The 18,749-nt window shown below is 36.7% G+C and carries 16 protein-coding genes and 1 tRNA gene; 15 read left to right on the forward strand and 2 right to left on the reverse strand.

Annotated elements, in window-relative coordinates; all coding sequences use genetic code 11:
- The 6 genes from AB8P06_RS10570 (at position 1) to AB8P06_RS10595 (ending at position 7,445) form a co-directional block, all read left to right on the forward strand.
- Positions 1-1,185: an efflux RND transporter periplasmic adaptor subunit gene (locus tag AB8P06_RS10570; RefSeq protein ID WP_369841311.1), complete on the forward strand. Its 1,185-nt coding sequence runs from the start codon at positions 1-3 to the stop codon at positions 1,183-1,185.
- A gap of 1 nt (position 1,186) precedes the next feature.
- Positions 1,187-4,333 carry an efflux RND transporter permease subunit gene (locus AB8P06_RS10575; protein WP_369841313.1) on the forward strand — a complete coding sequence of 1,049 codons (3,147 nt, stop codon included), beginning with the start codon at positions 1,187-1,189 and terminating at the stop codon, positions 4,331-4,333.
- Between the two features lie 91 nt (positions 4,334-4,424).
- Positions 4,425-5,840 carry a TolC family protein gene (locus AB8P06_RS10580; protein WP_369841316.1) on the forward strand — a complete coding sequence of 472 codons (1,416 nt, stop codon included), beginning with the start codon at positions 4,425-4,427 and terminating at the stop codon, positions 5,838-5,840.
- Positions 5,841-6,234: 394 nt separating this feature from the next.
- Complete coding sequence (locus tag AB8P06_RS10585) at positions 6,235-6,729, forward strand: GNAT family N-acetyltransferase (RefSeq protein WP_369841319.1); 495 nt, start codon at positions 6,235-6,237, stop codon at positions 6,727-6,729.
- Positions 6,726-7,220, forward strand: coding sequence for a MarR family winged helix-turn-helix transcriptional regulator (locus AB8P06_RS10590; protein ID WP_369841322.1), 495 nt, complete (start codon positions 6,726-6,728; stop codon positions 7,218-7,220). The genes AB8P06_RS10585 and AB8P06_RS10590 overlap by 4 nt, the downstream gene beginning before the upstream one ends.
- Positions 7,221-7,371: 151 nt before the next feature.
- Positions 7,372-7,445 (forward strand) — tRNA-Ala (locus tag AB8P06_RS10595).
- 68 nt (positions 7,446-7,513) lie between these two features.
- Here the strand turns inward: AB8P06_RS10595 and AB8P06_RS10600 are convergent.
- Complete coding sequence (locus AB8P06_RS10600; protein WP_369841325.1) at positions 7,514-9,250, reverse strand: putative phage tail protein; 1,737 nt, start codon at positions 9,248-9,250, stop codon at positions 7,514-7,516.
- Positions 9,251-9,482: 232 nt separating this feature from the next.
- Here AB8P06_RS10600 and AB8P06_RS10605 point away from each other — a divergent pair, with 232 nt between their 5' ends.
- Positions 9,483-9,854 carry a hypothetical protein gene (locus AB8P06_RS10605; RefSeq protein WP_369841327.1) on the forward strand — a complete coding sequence of 124 codons (372 nt, stop codon included), beginning with the start codon at positions 9,483-9,485 and terminating at the stop codon, positions 9,852-9,854.
- Between the two features lie 89 nt (positions 9,855-9,943).
- Here the strand turns inward: AB8P06_RS10605 and AB8P06_RS10610 are convergent, their stop codons facing one another.
- Complete coding sequence (locus tag AB8P06_RS10610) at positions 9,944-10,591, reverse strand: hypothetical protein (RefSeq protein ID WP_369841330.1); 648 nt, start codon at positions 10,589-10,591, stop codon at positions 9,944-9,946.
- 153 nt (positions 10,592-10,744) lie between these two features.
- On the opposite strand from AB8P06_RS10610, the gene AB8P06_RS10615 reads away from it, so the two are divergent.
- From AB8P06_RS10615 to hisD, 8 genes are all read left to right on the forward strand, one after another.
- Positions 10,745-11,317 carry a C40 family peptidase gene (locus tag AB8P06_RS10615; protein WP_369841333.1) on the forward strand — a complete coding sequence of 191 codons (573 nt, stop codon included), beginning with the start codon at positions 10,745-10,747 and terminating at the stop codon, positions 11,315-11,317.
- 224 nt (positions 11,318-11,541) lie between these two features.
- On the forward strand, positions 11,542-12,354 hold the full coding sequence (locus AB8P06_RS10620) for a 2,3,4,5-tetrahydropyridine-2,6-dicarboxylate N-succinyltransferase (RefSeq protein ID WP_369841335.1): 813 nt from the start codon (positions 11,542-11,544) through the stop codon (positions 12,352-12,354).
- A gap of 30 nt (positions 12,355-12,384) precedes the next feature.
- The gene (locus AB8P06_RS10625) at positions 12,385-13,557 is read left to right on the forward strand and encodes a glycosyltransferase family 87 protein (protein ID WP_369841337.1); all 1,173 of its coding nucleotides are present in this window, start codon (positions 12,385-12,387) and stop codon (positions 13,555-13,557) included.
- A gap of 1 nt (position 13,558) precedes the next feature.
- Positions 13,559-14,488 carry a glycosyltransferase family 2 protein gene (locus tag AB8P06_RS10630; RefSeq protein ID WP_369841339.1) on the forward strand — a complete coding sequence of 310 codons (930 nt, stop codon included), beginning with the start codon at positions 13,559-13,561 and terminating at the stop codon, positions 14,486-14,488.
- Between the two features lies 1 nt (position 14,489).
- Entirely contained in the window at positions 14,490-15,266 is a 777-nt protein-coding gene (locus AB8P06_RS10635; protein WP_369841341.1) for a polysaccharide deacetylase family protein, read from the forward strand.
- Positions 15,263-16,360, forward strand: a complete 1,098-nt coding sequence (locus tag AB8P06_RS10640; RefSeq protein ID WP_369841344.1) for a glycosyltransferase family 4 protein — start codon at positions 15,263-15,265, stop codon at positions 16,358-16,360. Before AB8P06_RS10635 ends, AB8P06_RS10640 begins: the two co-directional genes overlap by 4 nt.
- A gap of 250 nt (positions 16,361-16,610) precedes the next feature.
- On the forward strand, positions 16,611-17,468 hold the full coding sequence (hisG, locus tag AB8P06_RS10645; RefSeq protein WP_369841346.1) for an ATP phosphoribosyltransferase: 858 nt from the start codon (positions 16,611-16,613) through the stop codon (positions 17,466-17,468).
- Position 17,469: 1 nt separating this feature from the next.
- Positions 17,470-18,747: a histidinol dehydrogenase gene (gene hisD / locus AB8P06_RS10650; RefSeq protein ID WP_369841348.1), complete on the forward strand. Its 1,278-nt coding sequence runs from the start codon at positions 17,470-17,472 to the stop codon at positions 18,745-18,747.
- Positions 18,748-18,749 lie beyond the last annotated feature (2 nt).

Below are 18,749 nucleotides of genomic sequence, written 5' to 3' on the forward strand. Positions count from 1 at the left end.
ATGACAAATAAACTAATCATACTCTCTGTTGCAGCACTTTCTCTTACTGCCTGCAAAAAAGAAGCTCCGAAGCAGGATGGTGCAAAACCTTATCCTGTAGTATCGGTAGAGCAAAAGAATATTGTGGGGTATCAGACATTTCCTGCCAATATACAAGGCAGGATAAATAACGATGTGCGTGCAAAAATTCAAGGGTATATCACACAGCTTTTAGTAGATGAAGGGCAATATGTTACAAAAGGACAACCTTTATTCCGTCTTGAAACCAACATTCTTAACGAAAATGCAGCTGCTGCAAAAGCAGGAATCGGTGCGGCCCAGTCTAACATAACAGCGGCTCAGGCTTCTGTAAATGCAGCACAGGTAGAAGTAAACAAGCTGAAGCCTCTTGTCGCTAAAAATATCATCAGTAATGTTCAGTTGCAGACGGCACAGGCTAATTTAGCCCAGGCTCAGGCTCAGCTGCAACAGGCTATTGCTGCCAAACAACAGGCATCCGCTAATTACAAAGGAGTGGAAGCTAATATTGAGTATTCCATTATCCGTGCCCCTATTTCAGGAGTTGTCGGAAAACTTCCTTTAAAAGTCGGAAGTCTGGTTGGTCCTACAGATCAAACGCCGTTAACTACGATTTCAGATACTTCCCAGGTTTTCGCCTACTTTTCAATGAATGAAAAAGAATATTTTGATTTCCTTGAAAAATCTGTCGGTGCTACACTTCCGGAGAAAATTAAAAATCTTCCTATGGTTGAATTACAATTGGCAAACGGAAGCCTTTACTCTGAAAAAGGTAGAATTGAAGCCATTACAGGACAGATTGATCCTACTACAGGAACCATTCAGTTCAGAGTCGGATTCTCCAATGCCCAGAAATTACTGAGCAACGGGAACAGCGGTACGATCAGATTACCGAAAACATATGATAATGTATTGGTAGTTCCTGAAAGCGCAACTTATGAACAACAGGGAATTGTTTACGTATATAAAGTAGAAAAAGATACAGCCAAAAATGTAGTGGTAAATGTTATTGAAAGAATTGACAATTTGGCATTATTAAAATCAGGAGTAAATAAAGGTGAAACGGTAATAGCAGCAGGAATCGGCGGATTGAAATCCGGAACTGCAGTTAAACCGAAGCCCGTGAAAATGGATAGCCTGGTTCAATCTATAAAACCGAAATTCTAAAATGATAAAGAACTTTATTAACAGACCGGTTTTATCCACCGTAATATCAATCTTAATTGTTATTCTCGGTGTTTTGGGACTCATTTCATTGCCGGTTACACAGTATCCCGACATTGCACCTCCTACAGTAAGTGTTACAGCTAATTATACCGGAGCCAATGCCGAAACCGTAATGAAGAGTGTGGTAGTTCCTTTGGAAGAACAGATTAACGGGGTAGAAGGGATGGATTACATTACTTCTTCCGCCGGAAATGACGGTTCTGCCAATATTCAGGTATTCTTTAAACAGGGAATAGACCCGGATATTGCGGCGGTAAACGTTCAGAACCGTGTAACCAGAGCTACACCATTGCTTCCGAGCGAAGTTACCCGATCAGGGGTAGTTACCCAGAAGCAGCAGACAAGTGCCCTGATGTATATGTCATTTTATTCTGAAAACAAAGATCTGGATGATGTATATCTTCAGAACTTTTTGAATATCAATATTATTCCAAACCTTAAAAGAATCAATGGTGTAGGGGATGCCAACGTTTTCGGAGGTAAAAATTACTCCATGAGAATCTGGCTGGATCCTGCAAAAATGGCAGCATACGGAGTAACTCCAACTGATGTTACCAATGCGATTAATGAGCAGAGTAGAGAAGCAGCTGCAGGTTCTATCGGACAAAACAGCGGTAGCTCTTTTGAATATATCATTAAATATGTAGGTAAATTCAATGACAAAAGCCAGTATGACAACATCATTATCAAATCTCTGAGCGATGGGCAGAATCTGATGCTGAAAGATGTGGCTAAAGTTGAACTGGCTGGACAATCTTATACCGGAGTTGGAGAAAATGGGAATAATCCTTCCATCAGTATGGGGATTTTCCAGACACCGGGTTCCAATGCACAGGAGATCATTAAAAATATCAAAGCCTATCTTAAATCTGCCGAAGGAAGCTTTCCTCAGGGTGTAAAATATACATTTAACTTTGATACGAATGAATTCCTGGAAGCTTCCATTGATAAAGTGGTTCATACTTTAATTGAAGCCTTTATTCTGGTGTTTATCGTAGTATATATTTTCCTTCAGGATTTCAGATCTACACTGATTCCGGCTATTGCGGTACCGGTTTCTATTGTAGGTTCGTTTTTCTTCCTGAATTTATTCGGATATTCACTGAACCTTCTAACATTATTTGCCCTCGTTCTTGCGATCGGTATTGTGGTGGATGACGCGATTGTCGTCGTCGAGGCCGTCCATGCCAAGATGGAGCATGGGATAGCTGATGCTAAAAAGGCTACCGTAGAAGCAATGGGCGAAATTACAGGAGCAATTATTTCAATTACACTGGTAATGGCATCTGTATTTATTCCGGTAACGTTTATCACTGGTCCTACCGGGGTTTTCTATCAGCAGTTCGGGATTACGCTGATCGTAGCGATTATCATTTCTGCGATTAATGCATTAACGCTAAGTCCGGTTCTATGTTCATTATTCCTGAAGCCTCACGCAGAGCATCATGAAAAATACAAGAGCCTGAACTTTATGCAGAAGTTTTTCTATAAGTTTAATATTGCATTCAGAACAGCAACTGATCGTTACGGAAGAGGATTTGTATTCCTGTTGAGACACAAATGGGTAACCCTTATTATCTTTGCGGTTACCGGTGGTATTTTATTTTGGGCAAGTACTTCCATGAAAAAAGGTTTCGTACCTACAGAAGACCGTGGAATTATCTTTACCGATGTACAGTTGCCTCCGGGAGCTTCTATGGAAAGAACGTACAATGCTTTGAAAACCCTTCAGGCTAATGCGATGAAAGTTCCGGGAGTACAAAACGTGACCATTTCAACGGGTAGAGGTTTCTTATCCGGGAACGGAAGCAACAACGGTCTTGCCTTCATTAAACTAAAACCGTTCGATGAAAGGAAAAAAGATGGCCAGACTTCCGAAGATATCACCAAAAAACTATTCGGAATTTCCGGGAAGGTACCTGATGCCAAAGTCGTATTCTTCCAGCCGCCAAGTGTACCTGGTTTCGGTAACAGTGCCGGTTTTGAAATGGTGCTTCTGGATAAATCAGGAGGTGAATATGCTGACCTGGATGATAAAACCAATGAATTCATCGGTAAGTTGATGGAAAGACCGGAAATTGAATTTGCCCAGACCTCATTCAATACAAAATACCCGCAGTATGAAATGCATATCAATGTTCCTTTAGCTAAGCAACTGGGAGTTTCCGTAAGTGATATACTGAGCACGATGCAGGGATATATCGGGGGTATTTACACCGCTGACTTTACAAAATACGGAAAACAGTTCAGGGTAATGGTACAGGCGCTTCCGGATGCAAGGAAAAACATTGATAATCTTAACGAGCTTTATGTGAAAACAGGTTCAGGCGTAATGTCTCCGATTTCACAGTTTGTTACTCTTAATAAAGCCTACGGGCCACAATCTGTAAGCCGTTATAACCTATTTACTTCTGTTAAAATTACCGGTGGTAATTCTCAGGGATACAGTTCCGGGGACGCAATTACCGCTGTACAGCAGGTAGCTAAAGAAAGCTTAAACCAAAATTATGATGTTGAGTTTACAGGATTGACGAGAGAAGAATTAAATTCAGGATCTCAGACTGTATTGATCTTTGCATTGAGTTTGATCTTCGTATACTTCATTCTTTCTGCTCAGTACGAAAGTTATATTCTTCCTTTAATTGTGGTGATTTCACTGCCGTTAGGGGTAATGGGTGCTTATTTCGGACAAAAAATAATGGGCTTGGAAAACAATATTTATTTCCAGATCGCCCTGATCATGCTGGTTGGATTATTAGCTAAAAATGCCATTTTGATTGTAGAATTTGCCGTACAGAGAAGACATCATGGCGAAAGTATTGTCATGTCTGCGATCAACGCTGCAAAAGCAAGGCTAAGACCTATCCTGATGACATCTTTTGCGTTTATCTTCGGTCTTTTACCGTTGGTTTTAGCAAGTGGAATCGGTGCTGTAGGTAACAGATCTATAGCAACAGGTGCGGCAATCGGGTTATTGATAGGTACTATTTTAGGTCTTTTTGTAATCCCTGTATTGTATGTGATTTTTGAAACCCTGCAGGAAAAAATCAAACCTATTAAAAAAGAAGACATCAATTTAGCAGAATAAAATTAAAGTTGAAGAGGTCAGAAGTTAGAAATTAGAAACGAGTCTAAAAACTAACTTCTAACCTCTAGACTCTAACTTCTAATTAAAAAAAATGAAGAGTTTATTAAACATCATAAAAGGAATAACTTTTTCAGTCGCAATTCTTGGTGCCGTTTCATCCTGTATGGCCAGAAAAGAATATGAAAGACCGAAAAACGTAGTAGACGAAAAGCTTTTCCGAACAGATATGCTTCCTTCAGACAGCACGAATGTTGCCAACATTTCATGGAAAGCAATTTTCACAGATCCGATATTACAGGGGCATATTTCCAAAGCTTTGGAGAATAATCTGGATATAAGAATTGCCCTGCAGAGCATTACTTCTGCAGAAGCTTATTTAAAGCAGAGTAAAGCTGCTTATGAACCGACGGTAACTGTTGGTCCCGGCTACACTTTCCAGACCCAGTCTTTAAATACACAAACCGGACAGCTATTCGGGCAAAGACGATACATCAATCAGCTTGATATTACCGCAAGCGTAGGATGGGAGGCTGATCTCTGGGGAAAATTAAAAGCCCAGGAAAAAGCTCAATTGGCAACTTATTTAGGAACTGTTGCCGCACATAAAGCGGTAAAAAGTGACCTGGTTGCTTCCATTGCTTCAGCATATTATCAATTGTTGACCTATGATGCCCAGAAGAGAATTATTACAGAAACGATTGGAGTTCGTGAGAAGAATTTGGAAACAACGAAAGCATTAAAAGAATCAGGAACGGTAACTGAAGTTGCTGTTCAGCAAAGTGAAGCTTTGGTATTCAATGCAAAATCTCTCTTGATTGATATCGATACCCAGATCCAGTTGTTGGAAAACACCATGAGTTTATTGATGGGAGAACCGTCTCATTCCATAGAAAGATCAACACTGGAAAGCCAGAATATTCCGATTGATTTAAAATTGGGTTATCCGGCTCAGTTATTAGCCAATCGCCCTGATGTAATGAGAGCGGAGTACAACCTGATGAATGCTTTTGAGCTGACCAATTCCGCAAAAGCGCAGTTCTATCCTACATTGAAAATTACAGGAAACGGAGGAATTCAATCTCTGGATATCGACCATTTATTCAGTGTAAATTCATTATTTGCAAGTGTTGTCGGAGGATTGGCTCAACCGATTTTAAATAAGAGAACGATTAAAACCAATTATGAAGTAAGCCTTGCCAACCAGGAAACTGCTTATCTGAACTTTAGAAAAACCGTTCTTACTGCAGGGAAAGAAGTTTCAGATGCAATCAGAGTTTTTTCTGTTCAGGATTCTTATATTGATTTAAAGCAAAAAGAATTGAGCGCCTACAAAAACTCTGTTGAGTATTCTCAGGAGCTTGTTAATTATGGCATGGCTAATTATCTTGAAGTATTAAATGCAAGTGTGAATTCATTAAATGCAGAACTGAATATTTCCAATGCCGAATACAGCAAAATGAAAGCGGCGATAGATCTCTATCAGGCTTTAGGTGGCGGATGGCAATAATCATTCACCAATAAATTATAAAAACGCATGTCAATAAGTGGCATGCGTTTTTTGTTGCATTTTAATTAACCTGAGATCGGGATAAGGCATTTTCGTTTGTATAATAATAGGGTCAGGAAGTTTGAAGCCGGAAGAAGGAAGTTATTGAAGTCCAAAAGTAGAAATACACTACGGTTTTTATTAGTTTCGTTAATCCGCTTCAAAAAAATTTAAGGGCAGCTGTTTAATATTATTGCCTAACAGTAACTCCCAGCTTCTATCTTCCAGCTTCCAGCCTTTTAATCTTAACTTCTTTCTTATTCCGAACTTAGGTTAATTATGTTTAAAATAATTTTGCAATTTTTATTTGTATATATGTAGCTAACTACGTAGTTTTGTACTCAAATAAATTGATATGTTAGAAATACATCCGGTAAACAATACTTATTCCGAACCGATCATCGATTTAATCCTGAATATCCAGCAAAAAGAATTTAATATTCCGATCACGATAGAAGATCAGCCGGACCTTCTGAAGATAGAAGAATTTTATCTTAATGCAGGCGGAAATTTCTGGGGAGCTTTTATCAATGGTGAGCTTGTAGGGACAATAGCTTTGGTTAAATTTGATGAAAAAGCAGCAGCGATCAGGAAGATGTTTGTGAAAAAAGAATTCAGGGGAAAGGAATACAATATTGCCCAGAAACTATTAGAGATCCTGATTTTATATTGTCGTGAGAACGGAATCGATGAAATTTATTTAGGGACAGTATCAGTTCTGAAAGCAGCTTTGCGGTTCTATGAACGTAATCATTTTGAGATCATTGCTAAAGAGTTGCTTCCTGTAAAATTTCCTGTGATGAGTGCTGATAATGTGTTTTGTTTTCTTAATTTAAAAGCTAACTTATGAATGTTATTAACGAATCCGGTATTCTTGCCATATCAACGAGATTACAAAGGTTAAGTGAACAGTTACGGAAAGACGGAGCTTTGATCTATAAAGCATTCGGAATCGATTTTGAGCCTAAATGGTTTCCAGTAATCTTTACCTTGCATCATAAAAAGATACTCAGCGTCGTAGAAATTGCAAATGAAATAGGGTATACACATCCATCCACCATAAGCCTGCTTAAAGAACTTGAAAAGCAGAAAATGATTGTCTCAAAGAAAGATAAACAGGATGAACGTAAACGCCTGATTGAGCTTGCACCAAAAGGCCTTGAACTGATTGAAAAGATGAAACCGGTCTGGGAACTGATTTCAACAGTACTGGGAGAAATTGCCGATAATGAAAACCACTTACTGAAAGCGATTGACGAAGCAGAAGAAAAAATTGCGAACCAGTCGTTTTTACAGCGGGCTTTGCAATTGAAGAATGGAAAATACCCAATTGATAATTAAATAGTTGATATTCTTTTGTTCATGTAAATATTTCTCGAAAATGATTATTATATGGCAAGTCAAAATATTCTGTTAAATAAATCTAATAAAAAGTTTGTATATATACTAGAAATACTTACTTTTGTAACCGCTTTGAAAAGCAGTACAGGAAGGGGAATTAGCTCATCTGGCTAGAGCGTTAGACTGGCAGTCTAAAGGTGACGGGTTCGATCCCCGTATTCTCCACTTGATAATCAAAGAGTTGTAGTGAAAACTACAACTCTTTTTTATATACAAAACAGAGATATACAAAATTATACTGCATTTCCATTAGCATCTACCCAACCAGTACCATTATACCAAACAGGCTTGTTGATTGACGTATCAAAAAATTGAAAGCCCGTAACAGCGTCCGTAGGTCTTTGCGCTGTAACACCACTGTATATAGGCTGAACTTTCCTGTATTCTCCGTTTTTATTCAGTTCTATTCCATTTGCATCAGAAATTCTGACGGTATAGGTATTTCCTGCATTATTTGATATATAAAAAGCATCTTCATTATTGAAGCTGTTTGTCGTTATAAATCTATTTGATTTTTTAAATCTCAATACATTTAAAACCCTCATATCCCTTTTAGATTGAATATCCCCGGTTTCGGAAATAGAAGCTAATATGGTTAATCTGTCGTTGGCTAATATTTCTAAATCTCCGGTTGCCTGATTAATTTTGAAAGATTTAACCTGTTTTAATTTTTCATTTTCCAGAATAACCATCGGATAAGCAGCACTCGTATCAGATTCATCTGTGTTAGCTAAAACCCGAAGATTATTAGCCACCTCAAGCTGGTAATCTTTGGCACTCCATAATCCAATACCAATATTACCGGTAGGAGATATTAGAAGTCTGTTATATTTCCCCTGATATAGTATTACTGATGTTGTTAAAGAAACACCCGCTACATCGGTAGTAGCTACTATTGAAGTAGGTTTATCGATGCTTATTTCACCTTCTTTGTGATAGCATACTACTGTCGAGCCTTCATTGTACAGGACATATTTATCCGCGGGAATTAAAGCAGATTCAGCTATTTTGGTTGCAATTTCTCTTGTAGAATCACTGAGTAATATCGGAATATTATAATTTACTCCGTCAATTGAGACACTGTAAATCAATCCGTTTCTATTGATCTCTCTTACATTGATTATGGTTTCTTTACGGGGATATAAGTGAACAATATTAGATGATAATGTCTTTCTGCTCCAAAAGCTTCCATAATCATAATTTAAAACCTTTTGAAGAATCGTGCTTTCAGTATCTCCGTTATTTATAGGAATATTAAAGACTTCACCTCTTAAATTGACATTAATGTTTCCTGAAGACTGGGCATTCCCCTGAATTTGAATTCTGGCAATCCCAACATATTCTACCCAATGCCATTTTAGACCTAAAGATGAGCATATGTTCTGTAGCGCAGAAAAACCATTTCTCCTAAAAACTATTGAAGCAGCACGTTTTGTATGAGATTCCGGAAGTTGAGGCACAATGTTGTCATCATTTCCTATTATTAATCCTGTATGGAAAGGACTTGATATCTCCCATTCGTTGACAGCCGTACCATTTGGATTTATATTATTTAAAAAAAGCTTATGCTCATAAGTATTACCAAAATATTCTATGGCAATATTATTAGGAATATTAAATTTTTCAGAGTTAAACCTATACCATTTGGGTAATAGCATTTTATTAACATTACGAACAACTGAAAAATTAATTGTATTTTGAATAATTGTATTATTAGCTAGCTCTGTGTTATTTTGTTTTAATCCAAAATCTAAAGCATTAATAATATTTGATTGAATTTTCCAGCTTCCACCAGTTGCATTAATGATAGAGCCACCGTCATCAACACCTTGAACTGTTGTCCATTTATAGATTAACGGGTTTTTATCTCCCGATTCATAATAACCTAAAAGCATAATGGGTTCACCTTCATTCAGGCCTGTAGTATTTCTGAGCTCAGATACCGATTTTATAATTTGTAAATAATCCATATTGTTTATATTGTAATTCAACTAAAAATACAATTATATTCTGGTTTTCCAAGAAAAATCCCGGGTAAAAAGAATCTGTTCTCTAAAGTTTTTTTCATAAAATAAATGCACAAAAAGTGTAGAAATTAAATTAAAATTATATATTTGCCACATTCAAAAAAGTCTTTTGAAAAAAATGCAAATCACACAATGATTTATATATTTTTCCACAAATTTGATTATTTATAAAACTATGAAGAAACTTTTTTTACTCTTATTGACAACATTTTTATTAATCGGTTGCAGCTCGGATAGTGAGACTATTTATGATTACATCGGAACTTGGTCCGGGACTTATGAAGGAAGTGATAAAGGAGTTTGGAACATCGTAGTAGCAACTGATGGAAAAGTGACCGGCACAATGCATTCTGATATGAATGACGAGAATTACAATATATCAGGATTTTTAGATAATTCAGGAGAACTGAATGCTTCTTTAGGCTTGCCTGCAGACGGTGAATTCAGAGGAACTCTTAATACAGATAAAAAGGGTAACGGGAATTGGTCTAATTCATTACCGACTCCTGAAAGATCCGGGACTTGGTCAGGTGAAAAAGATAAATAACAATATTATATATTTATGATATAAGAAAAGGCTGCCATTGGTAGCCTTTCTATTTACTTATTAAGTTGTCTTTTTGAAAATCCGGGTTCCTATACAAACCCCATCTTTAAAATTCCCCCATTACTCTTAACAGCTGCAAAATAAAGCACAGAATCATCATCTGTAAAATGTTTCTGAAAAGTGATGTCCGTTGTTTGTTGCTGTAAATAAATTTTCTCTTCAAAACTTTCCGTTGTATACTGCTCAAAATCAATTTTAATGCTGATAATGGCTATTTCATCACCCTGATCATTCTTTCCGAGATGAAGGATATTGTCCCATAATACTAACGAAACAGTTGCATTTTCCAGGTTGGGCTTTTTCCCAAACTGAAATTTTCTAAGCAATAGCTTTCCGTTTTCTGTTGCAATTCCATTTTTTACTGTCCTTTTTCCTTTTTCAGATACCATATCAAGATCTTTTATTTCTGTCATCAGTTTTGCAAACTTCTGGTAGAGTAGTGGATCTTCTGCTTCTTTGATATACAGATTCAGTGCCTGCCTGATGAGCTTTCCTGTTTTGGAACAATGGCCAAATTCAGAACTGTTTTGTCTCACCTTCTCATAGGACGGACTTTTTTTGAAAGCATTCTTATTAAACCCGCTTTTTTTCCGGACTACATTTTTCCCGTTCAGATTATAAAAAACAAGATCTCCGACGGAACCTTTGATGGTAATTAAGCTTTCATATGTTGCCATTTGTTTGAAATTGAAGTCAAATATAATGATAATTAATTAAATACAAAATTTTAACATATATTTATAATATAGTTGTAGTATAGTTATACTATAATTAAAATATAAAATGTATATTTGTCAATAAATTGGTATTGTAGTAAAAATCAGAGGGATATGAAACTAGAATTATTGGAAATAAAACCGAAAATAAAACACTTATCTGTTTTACTGATTGCAACTTCACTGGCTGTTTCATGCGGAAGTGCTAAAACCTCTTCAATAAAGAAAAACACAGGTACAAAGACAGTGGCTAAATCTGAAAACCTGAGAAAGCTCGATTCTGATTTCAACGGGAAAGTTCCCAGCTCTATTAACAGTATTCTGAAAGATGCCGAAAAATACATTGGAACCCCATATAAATTCGGTGGAAACACCTCTTCAGGTTTCGATTGTTCAGGTTTTACTGTAAAAGTATTTGAAGAAAACAATAAACAGCTTCCCAGAAGATCTTCAGACCAGGCAGAAGCAGGAAAGAAAATTGATATTACTGAAGTAAAGCCCGGAGATTTACTGTTCTTTGCAACAGCCGGAGGAAGCAGGGTTTCCCATGTCGGAATCGTTCATGATATCGGAAGTGATGGTGAAATTAAATTTATTCATGCGTCCACATCAAAAGGTGTAATGATCTCCTCACTAAATGAAAAATACTGGAATAAAGCCTATCTGCACGCACAAAGAGTACTGTAAACATAACTGATGCTTACCGGAAATTATTCACATAAAGTTTTCCATAATACTGTATGTGCACTTTTTTGTGCATTACTTAACTTTAAATAACTTAATTACCTGAAAGTTTCGTGATTTTTAAGGTTTCGCAATTTTCTGCAAACACCACTTGTGGAAAAAGGTTTTGCTGAACTTTTTTGTATATTTGGCATGTATAATTATTCAAATCAATTTAAATTAGAAACATGTCGTTACAACAAACTATTGAAAACATTTGGGATCATAGAGATTTATTGCAAAATGAAGACAGCCAGAAGGCGATAAGAGAAGTTATTTCTCTATTGGATGCAGGAAAACTTCGTGTTGCTGAACCTACGGAAAACGGATGGCAGGTAAATGAATGGGTGAAAAAAGCTGTAGTAATGTATTTCCCGATTCAGAAAATGGAAACTATTGAAGTGGGTCCGTTTGAATTTCATGACAAAATTCCTTTGAAAAGAAACTATGCCGAAAAAGGAGTGCGAGTTGTACCGCATGCGATTGCAAGAGAAGGAGCTTTTGTAGCTTCAGGAGTAATTATGATGCCTTCTTACGTAAATATTGGTGCTTATGTAGATTCAGGAACTATGGTGGATACATGGGCAACCGTAGGAAGCTGTGCACAGATCGGTAAAAACGTTCACCTGAGTGGTGGTGTTGGAATCGGTGGTGTTTTAGAGCCGTTACAGGCAGCTCCGGTAATCATTGAAGATGATTGTTTCATCGGATCAAGATGTATTGTTGTAGAAGGAGTACACGTAGAAAAAGAAGCGGTATTAGGTGCCAATGTAGTGTTAACGGCTTCAACAAAAATTATTGATGTAACAGGAGATCAGCCTATTGAAATTAAGGGAAGAGTTCCTGCCCGTTCAGTAGTAATCCCGGGAAGTTATACAAAACAGTATCCTGCAGGAGAATACCAGGTTCCTTGTGCACTGATTATCGGTACAAGAAAGGAATCTACAGACAAGAAGACGTCACTTAATGATGCATTAAGAGACAACAATGTAGCTGTTTAAGATTTATTTTTAAACTAAAAACTACCCAATTTGAAAGAAAAATTTCTTAAAATACTTTTAAACCCTAAATATATATTTGGGGTTTATCTTATTATATCGGTCGTGACCGCGATTTCCAAATATCTGAGAGGCGATTATGCCATAAATAATTATCTGATTTTCAAAAGTGTATTCTTTAACACACTCAATCAGAAAAATTTGTTTGTCCATTATCCCGATCTGTACTTTGACCTGAACCATTACGGAATATTTTTCAGTGCGCTGATCGCTCCGTTTGCGGTAATGCCCGATTGGTTGGGAATATCCCTATGGAATCTGGCCAATACTTTTATTTTTGTTTACGCCATTTATAAACTGCCGTTTTCTGATTCAAAAAAAGCGCTTTTAGGGTTGTTTTGCCTTCAGGAATATATTACAGCGGCTCTGAGCTTACAGTTTAATGTAGCTTTAACAGGCCTGTTATTATTATCCGCAGTTTATATTTACGAAAGAAAAGAAGTAAAATCCGTTACCGCAATTCTGATCGGAGTTTTTGTAAAAATCTACGGAATTGTAGGATTGACCCAGTTTTTCTTCATCAAAAACAAGACTAAATTTATTCTTTCAGGAGTAGTGATTGCTGCCTTATTCTTTGTAATCCCAATGGCTTATTCAAGTCCGCAGTTTGTCGTAAAAAGCTATGCAGACTGGGCTCATTCGATCATTGAAAAAAATAATGAAAACCAGATATTGGGAAATATGCAGGATATTTCATTAATGGGATTTTTCAGAAGGATCTTAGGAGATGCTTCCATTTCAAACCTGGTGTTTTTAGCAGCCGGATTACCTTTGTTTGCACTCCCATACATCAGAATCAAACAATATAAACATTATGCATTCCAACTAATGATACTGGCTTCTACATTACTGTTTCTGGTATTGTTCAGTTCAAGTTCAGAATCTCCTACCTATATTATTGCAGTAGTGGGAGTAATGATCTGGTTTTTTCTTCAGAAAGAAAGAACACCATTCATCATTGGCCTGCTTGTTTTTGTTATTATTTTCACCTGTTTTTCCACCTCAGATTTATTTCCAAAATTTGTTAAAGAAAATTATATCAAAAAATATTCATTAAAAGCTGTACCTTGCATTGTAGTCTGGTTGAGAGTTATTTATGAACTTTTAACTAAAGATTTCGAGAAAAATTATAGTCTGAACTCATAATATGAAGAAAATTTCTATTGTAATTCCTGCCTATAACGAAGAAGGAAACGTTGCCATGATCCATCAGAAAATAAAAGAAGTATTTTCAGAATTAAACAATTATGATTTTGAAATTATATTTGTCAATGACGGTAGCAGAGATAATACCCAGCAAAAGCTTGAAGAATTATCTGAACAGTATGATGAAGTAAAATACATTGAATTTTCAAGGAATTTCGGGCATCAGCCCGCAGTAAAAGCAGGAATGGATCATGCCCACGGAAATGCAGTGATCTCTATGGACGGTGATCTTCAGCATCCGCCGGAACTTATTCCTGAAATGATCAAAAAATGGGAAGAAGGCTATGATGTAGTATACACCATCAGAACTTATCCCAAAGAAATCTCTTTCTTTAAAAGAAAAACCTCCGACTTTTTTTATAAAATCCTGTCAAATCTTTCCGATGTAAACCTTACCAAAGGAGGAGGCTCAGACTTCAGATTACTGGATGCCAATGCCGTGGAAGTGATGAGAAATTTTAATGAAGATGATTTATTCCTGAGAGGTTTAACAAGCTGGATGGGCTTCAAACAGACCGGAATTGATTTTACCGCCTGCGAAAGGCTGACCGGCGAAAGCAGCTATAATCTCAAAAAAATGATCACTTTTGCATTCACAGGCATTACGGCCTTTAGTGTAAAACCTTTGTATATAGCAGCTTATCTCGGGTTTTTATTTTCAGGGATTTCAGTTATAGGGTATGGGTTGTATGTCATTTATGCCTTTGTTGCCAAAACAGAAATCTCAGGTTGGGCATCTTTAATTATGACTATCGTGTTTTTTGGTGGCCTACAGCTGATTATCCTGGGAATTATCGGAATTTATTTAGGAAAGATTTTCAAGCAGGTGAAATCCAGACCGAATTATATTATTAAAAATAAAAAATTTTAAAATGGTTTTATTAAGTTTTGACATTGAGGAATTTGATATGCCATTAGAATATAAAGGAGAAATCCCTTTTGAAAAGCAAATTTCAATTTCACAGGCCGGGTTGGAAAGAATACTGGATATTCTTAAAAAACATCAGGTTAAAGCTACCTTTTTCTCGACAGTAATTTTCGCGGAAAATAGCAAACATTTAATCGGAAGATTATTAAATGAAGGCCATGAGCTGGCTTCTCATACGTGGTTCCATTCCGAGTTTGAAGAAAAACATTTAAAAGAATCCAGAGAAAAACTGGAAGAATTATTTTCAACTGAAGTGACAGGTTTAAGAATGCCGAGAATGATGCCTGTGGATGAAAAAGCAGTTGAAAAAGCAGGGTATTCGTACAACTCATCCGTTAACCCGACGTTTTTGCCGGGAAGATATAACAACCTGAAAGTGTCGAGAACTTACTTCTGGGAAAACAATGTAATGCAGATTCCGGCGTCGGTCTCTCCAAATTTCAGAATTCCGTTATTCTGGCTGAGCTTTCATAATTTTCCTTTGTCATTTTATAAAAAATTAGCTTCAGATACTTTGAAAAATGATAATTATCTGAATATCTATTTCCATCCGTGGGAATTTGCGGAAATCAAAGACGAAGCCTTTAAATTACCCGGATTTACAGTAAAGAATTCCGGAAAAGAAATGGTGGAGAGGTTTGATGAGTTCGTGAGCTGGCTAAAAAATAAAAATTATACATTCGGGACATTCCAGGAATTTCAAAAAAGAATAGAATCATGAGAATTGCTTTTGACGCCAAGCGTTTTTTCCACAATACATCGGGATTGGGCAATTATTCAAGAGATCTGGTGAGAATACTCTCGGAATATTTTCCCCGGAATGAATACATCTTACTTAATAAAAATAAATCTGAAAGGGGATCTGACACCCTGCAAAAGCAGAATGTTCACTTTATAGCCACCTCAAAAGGAAATATGTCCCGCCAGTTTAAAATGGGAAAAGACGCCCAGAAACAAAAGGCTGATATCTTTCACGGATTATCAGGTGAATTGCCTTTGAAATGGGATAAAACACCCATTAAGAAAGTGGTAACGATTCATGACCTGATCTTTGTGAGATATCCGCAATATTATTCTTTTTTCGACAGAAAAATTCATTTATGGAAATTCAGAAAAGCAGCGCAGATTGCCGATAAAATTATTGCGATTTCCGAACAGACGAAAAGAGATATTATCCAGTATTTAAAAGTTCCTGAAAATAAAATTGAGGTGATTTATCAGGGCTGTCATCAGGCTTTTAAAGAACAGCAGTCTGAAGAGTTTATTCATCAGACCAAAGAAAAATTCAATCTCCCGGAAAGATTTATCCTGAATGTCGGAACCATTGAAGACCGCAAGAATCTTTTAAATATTGTAAAAGCCATTACAGGAACGGATATTCCCTTAGTTGTTGTCGGGAAAAAGACTAAATACTACAAAAAAGTTGAAGCTTATATCCGTAAAAATAAAATGGAAAAGCAGGTGTTTTTCCTTGAAGGGATTTCAATGGATGAGCTTGCGGTGATTTATAAATCTGCCGATATTTTCGTCTATCCGAGTTTCTTTGAAGGTTTCGGAATCCCTGTGATAGAAGCACTTTTTTCAAAAACAGTAACGATTACAAGCAATACAAGCTGCCTTCCTGAAGCCGGTGGAAAAGACTCAGTGTACATTAATCCTGAAAATTATCTTGATATTCAATCGAAAATAAAGTTTTTATGGGACAATGAATCGGAAAGAAAACGCCGTGCTGATAGGGGTTTTGAGTTTGTTCAGAAGTTTAATGATGAGCAGATTGCCAGTGATCTAATGAATTTTTATCAAAAAATTTTTTAGAAAAATAGTTGGAGTTTAAAAATAAATATTACATTTGTAGCACAATTTTCAACAATGAAACCGAATTTTTTAACAGTACATCATTACTATCATCATCTCTGCTAAGACGGAATTGATTGATATGTACTGTATTAAAATCAAAATAATTAAAACCGTCTGAGTAAACAGACGGTTTTTTTGTTTCTAAATTCTTCCCGGAGAAATTTTTAATTAAACAGTTTTTATTTACTCAGACTCAACAAAGACAAAAATGAGTAAACTAAAAATTGCAATTCAGAAAAGCGGACGGCTGTACGAAGATTCTTTACAGCTCCTGAAAGACTGCGGAATTTTCGTCAACAACGGAAAAGATCAGCTTAAAGTTTCGGTAGAGAATTTTCCTATCGAGATCATGTACCTCCGAAATTCGGATATTCCGCAATATCTGGAAGACGGAGTAGTAGATATCGCCATCGTCGGGGAAAATCTTTTAATAGAAAAACAAAAACAGATTGAGATCATCCAGAAACTCGGATTCTCAAAATGCCGTGTTTCTCTTGCTGTTCCCAAAGACATCGAAACCGATGAGCTGGATTATTTCCAGGGAAAAAAGATTGCCACATCTTACCCCAATACCCTTCAGAAATTCCTGTCAAAAAATAATGTATCGGCCGATATTCACGTGATCTCCGGATCTGTGGAAATTGCTCCTAATATTGGTTTGGCAGACGGGATCTGTGATATCGTAAGTTCCGGAAGTACTTTGTTTAAAAACGGATTGAGAGAAACACTTACATTACTTACTTCCGAAGCTGTACTGGCAAAAAATCCCGATTTAAACAGAGAAAAAGACATTATTCTCAAAAAATTCCTGTTTCGGGTGAAAGCCGTTTTAAAAGCAAAAAAATCTAAATATATCCTGATGAATGTGCCGAATGAAAAAATTTCAGATATCTCCGGCGTATTGCCTGTACTCAAAAGCCCTACCGTGATTCCTTTGGCTGAAAAAGGCTGGAGCAGTATTCATTCTGTTATTGATGAAGAACGGTTCTGGGACGTGATAGATGAGCTCAAAGAAAAAGGAGCCCAGGATATTTTAATAATTCCAATCGATAAAATGGTCATTTGATATGTTTGTACACAGATATCCCCAAAAAGATAAGTGGACGGAATTGGTAAAACGTCCCATTCTCAAAAAAGAAGAAGTCTCGGAAATTATTGCTGAAATTTTTAAAGAAGTAGAGAAAAATGGTGATGAAGCGTTGCTCACTTACAGTAAAAAATTTGATTCTGTTGAGCTGAATACAATTATTGTTTCCCAAAATGAAATCGATGAAGCCATTGCTGTGGTTAGTGATGAATTAAAAGCTGCGATTCAGAAAGCTAAAGAAAATATTACAAAATTTCACGCTTCCCAACAGGTTGAAGTTCAAAAGATAGAAACTACTAAAGACGTTATTTGCTGGCGTGAAAATCGCGGTATTGAAAAGGTAGGGATTTATATTCCGGGTGGAACAGCCCCGTTATTTTCAACGGTTTTGATGCTTGCCGTTCCTGCGCAGCTTGCCGGATGCAGTGAAATTATCCTTTGTACACCACCGGATAAAAAAGGAAATATAAACCCTGCAATTCTTTATGCTTCACAGCTTTGCGGAGTGACTAAAATATTTAAAGCCGGTGGAGCTCAGGCTGTTGCTGCAATGACATTGGGGACGGAAAGTATTCCCAATGTTTACAAAATTTTCGGGCCGGGAAACCAATATGTGGTTGCTGCAAAAGAATATGCCCAAAACTACGGTGTTGCGATTGATATGCCTGCAGGCCCGAGTGAAGTGTTAGTGATTGCCGATGAAAATGCCGTTGCTGAATTCTGTGCCGCGGATCTTCTTTCCCAGGCAGAACACGGAAGTGACAGTCAGGTGGTTTTCATTTCTACAAACCTCAAAATTATGAATGAAACTATTGAAGCGGTCAACCAGCAGATAAAGAAGCTTCCGCGGAACGAAATGGCACAACAGTCATTGGATAACAGCCATTTCATGATTGTAAAAACACTTGAAGAAGCCGTTGATTTCAGTAATTTATATGCTCCTGAACACCTTATTCTCGCAGTGAAAGATTTTGAACAATATATTCCTTCAATACGAAATGCAGGCTCGGTTTTTCTGGGAAATTATTCATGTGAAAGCGCGGGAGATTATGCTAGCGGAACTAATCACACGCTGCCAACCAATGGTTTTGCAAAAAACTACAGCGGTGTTTCTTTAGACAGTTTTGTAAAAAAAATCACCTTTCAGTATTTGTCAAAACAGGGACTTAAAAATTTAGGAAAAACCATAGAAATTATGGCTGAAGCAGAGGGATTATCAGCTCACAAAAATGCCGTTTCAATACGATTAAAAAAATAAAC

This window comes from Chryseobacterium tongliaonense (genome assembly GCF_041224435.1).
Lineage (GTDB): Bacteria > Bacteroidota > Bacteroidia > Flavobacteriales > Weeksellaceae > Chryseobacterium > Chryseobacterium tongliaoense.

Bases quoted from the DNA above. Each gene is read 5' to 3' on its own strand.
- AB8P06_RS10570 (WP_369841311.1), top strand. From the start codon at position 1: ATGACAAATAAACTAATCATACTCTCTGTTGCAGCACTTTCTCTTACT.
- AB8P06_RS10575 (WP_369841313.1), top strand. From the start codon at position 1,187: ATGATAAAGAACTTTATTAACAGACCGGTTTTATCCACCGTAATATCA.
- AB8P06_RS10580 (WP_369841316.1), top strand. From the start codon at position 4,425: ATGAAGAGTTTATTAAACATCATAAAAGGAATAACTTTTTCAGTCGCA.
- AB8P06_RS10585 (WP_369841319.1), top strand. From the start codon at position 6,235: ATGTTAGAAATACATCCGGTAAACAATACTTATTCCGAACCGATCATC.
- AB8P06_RS10590 (WP_369841322.1), top strand. From the start codon at position 6,726: ATGAATGTTATTAACGAATCCGGTATTCTTGCCATATCAACGAGATTA.
- AB8P06_RS10600 (WP_369841325.1), bottom strand. From the start codon at position 9,250: ATGGATTATTTACAAATTATAAAATCGGTATCTGAGCTCAGAAATACT.
- AB8P06_RS10605 (WP_369841327.1), top strand. From the start codon at position 9,483: ATGAAGAAACTTTTTTTACTCTTATTGACAACATTTTTATTAATCGGT.
- AB8P06_RS10610 (WP_369841330.1), bottom strand. From the start codon at position 10,591: ATGGCAACATATGAAAGCTTAATTACCATCAAAGGTTCCGTCGGAGAT.
- AB8P06_RS10615 (WP_369841333.1), top strand. From the start codon at position 10,745: ATGAAACTAGAATTATTGGAAATAAAACCGAAAATAAAACACTTATCT.
- AB8P06_RS10620 (WP_369841335.1), top strand. From the start codon at position 11,542: ATGTCGTTACAACAAACTATTGAAAACATTTGGGATCATAGAGATTTA.
- AB8P06_RS10630 (WP_369841339.1), top strand. From the start codon at position 13,559: ATGAAGAAAATTTCTATTGTAATTCCTGCCTATAACGAAGAAGGAAAC.
- AB8P06_RS10635 (WP_369841341.1), top strand. From the start codon at position 14,490: ATGGTTTTATTAAGTTTTGACATTGAGGAATTTGATATGCCATTAGAA.
- AB8P06_RS10640 (WP_369841344.1), top strand. From the start codon at position 15,263: ATGAGAATTGCTTTTGACGCCAAGCGTTTTTTCCACAATACATCGGGA.
- hisG (WP_369841346.1), top strand. From the start codon at position 16,611: ATGAGTAAACTAAAAATTGCAATTCAGAAAAGCGGACGGCTGTACGAA.
- hisD (WP_369841348.1), top strand. From the start codon at position 17,470: ATGTTTGTACACAGATATCCCCAAAAAGATAAGTGGACGGAATTGGTA.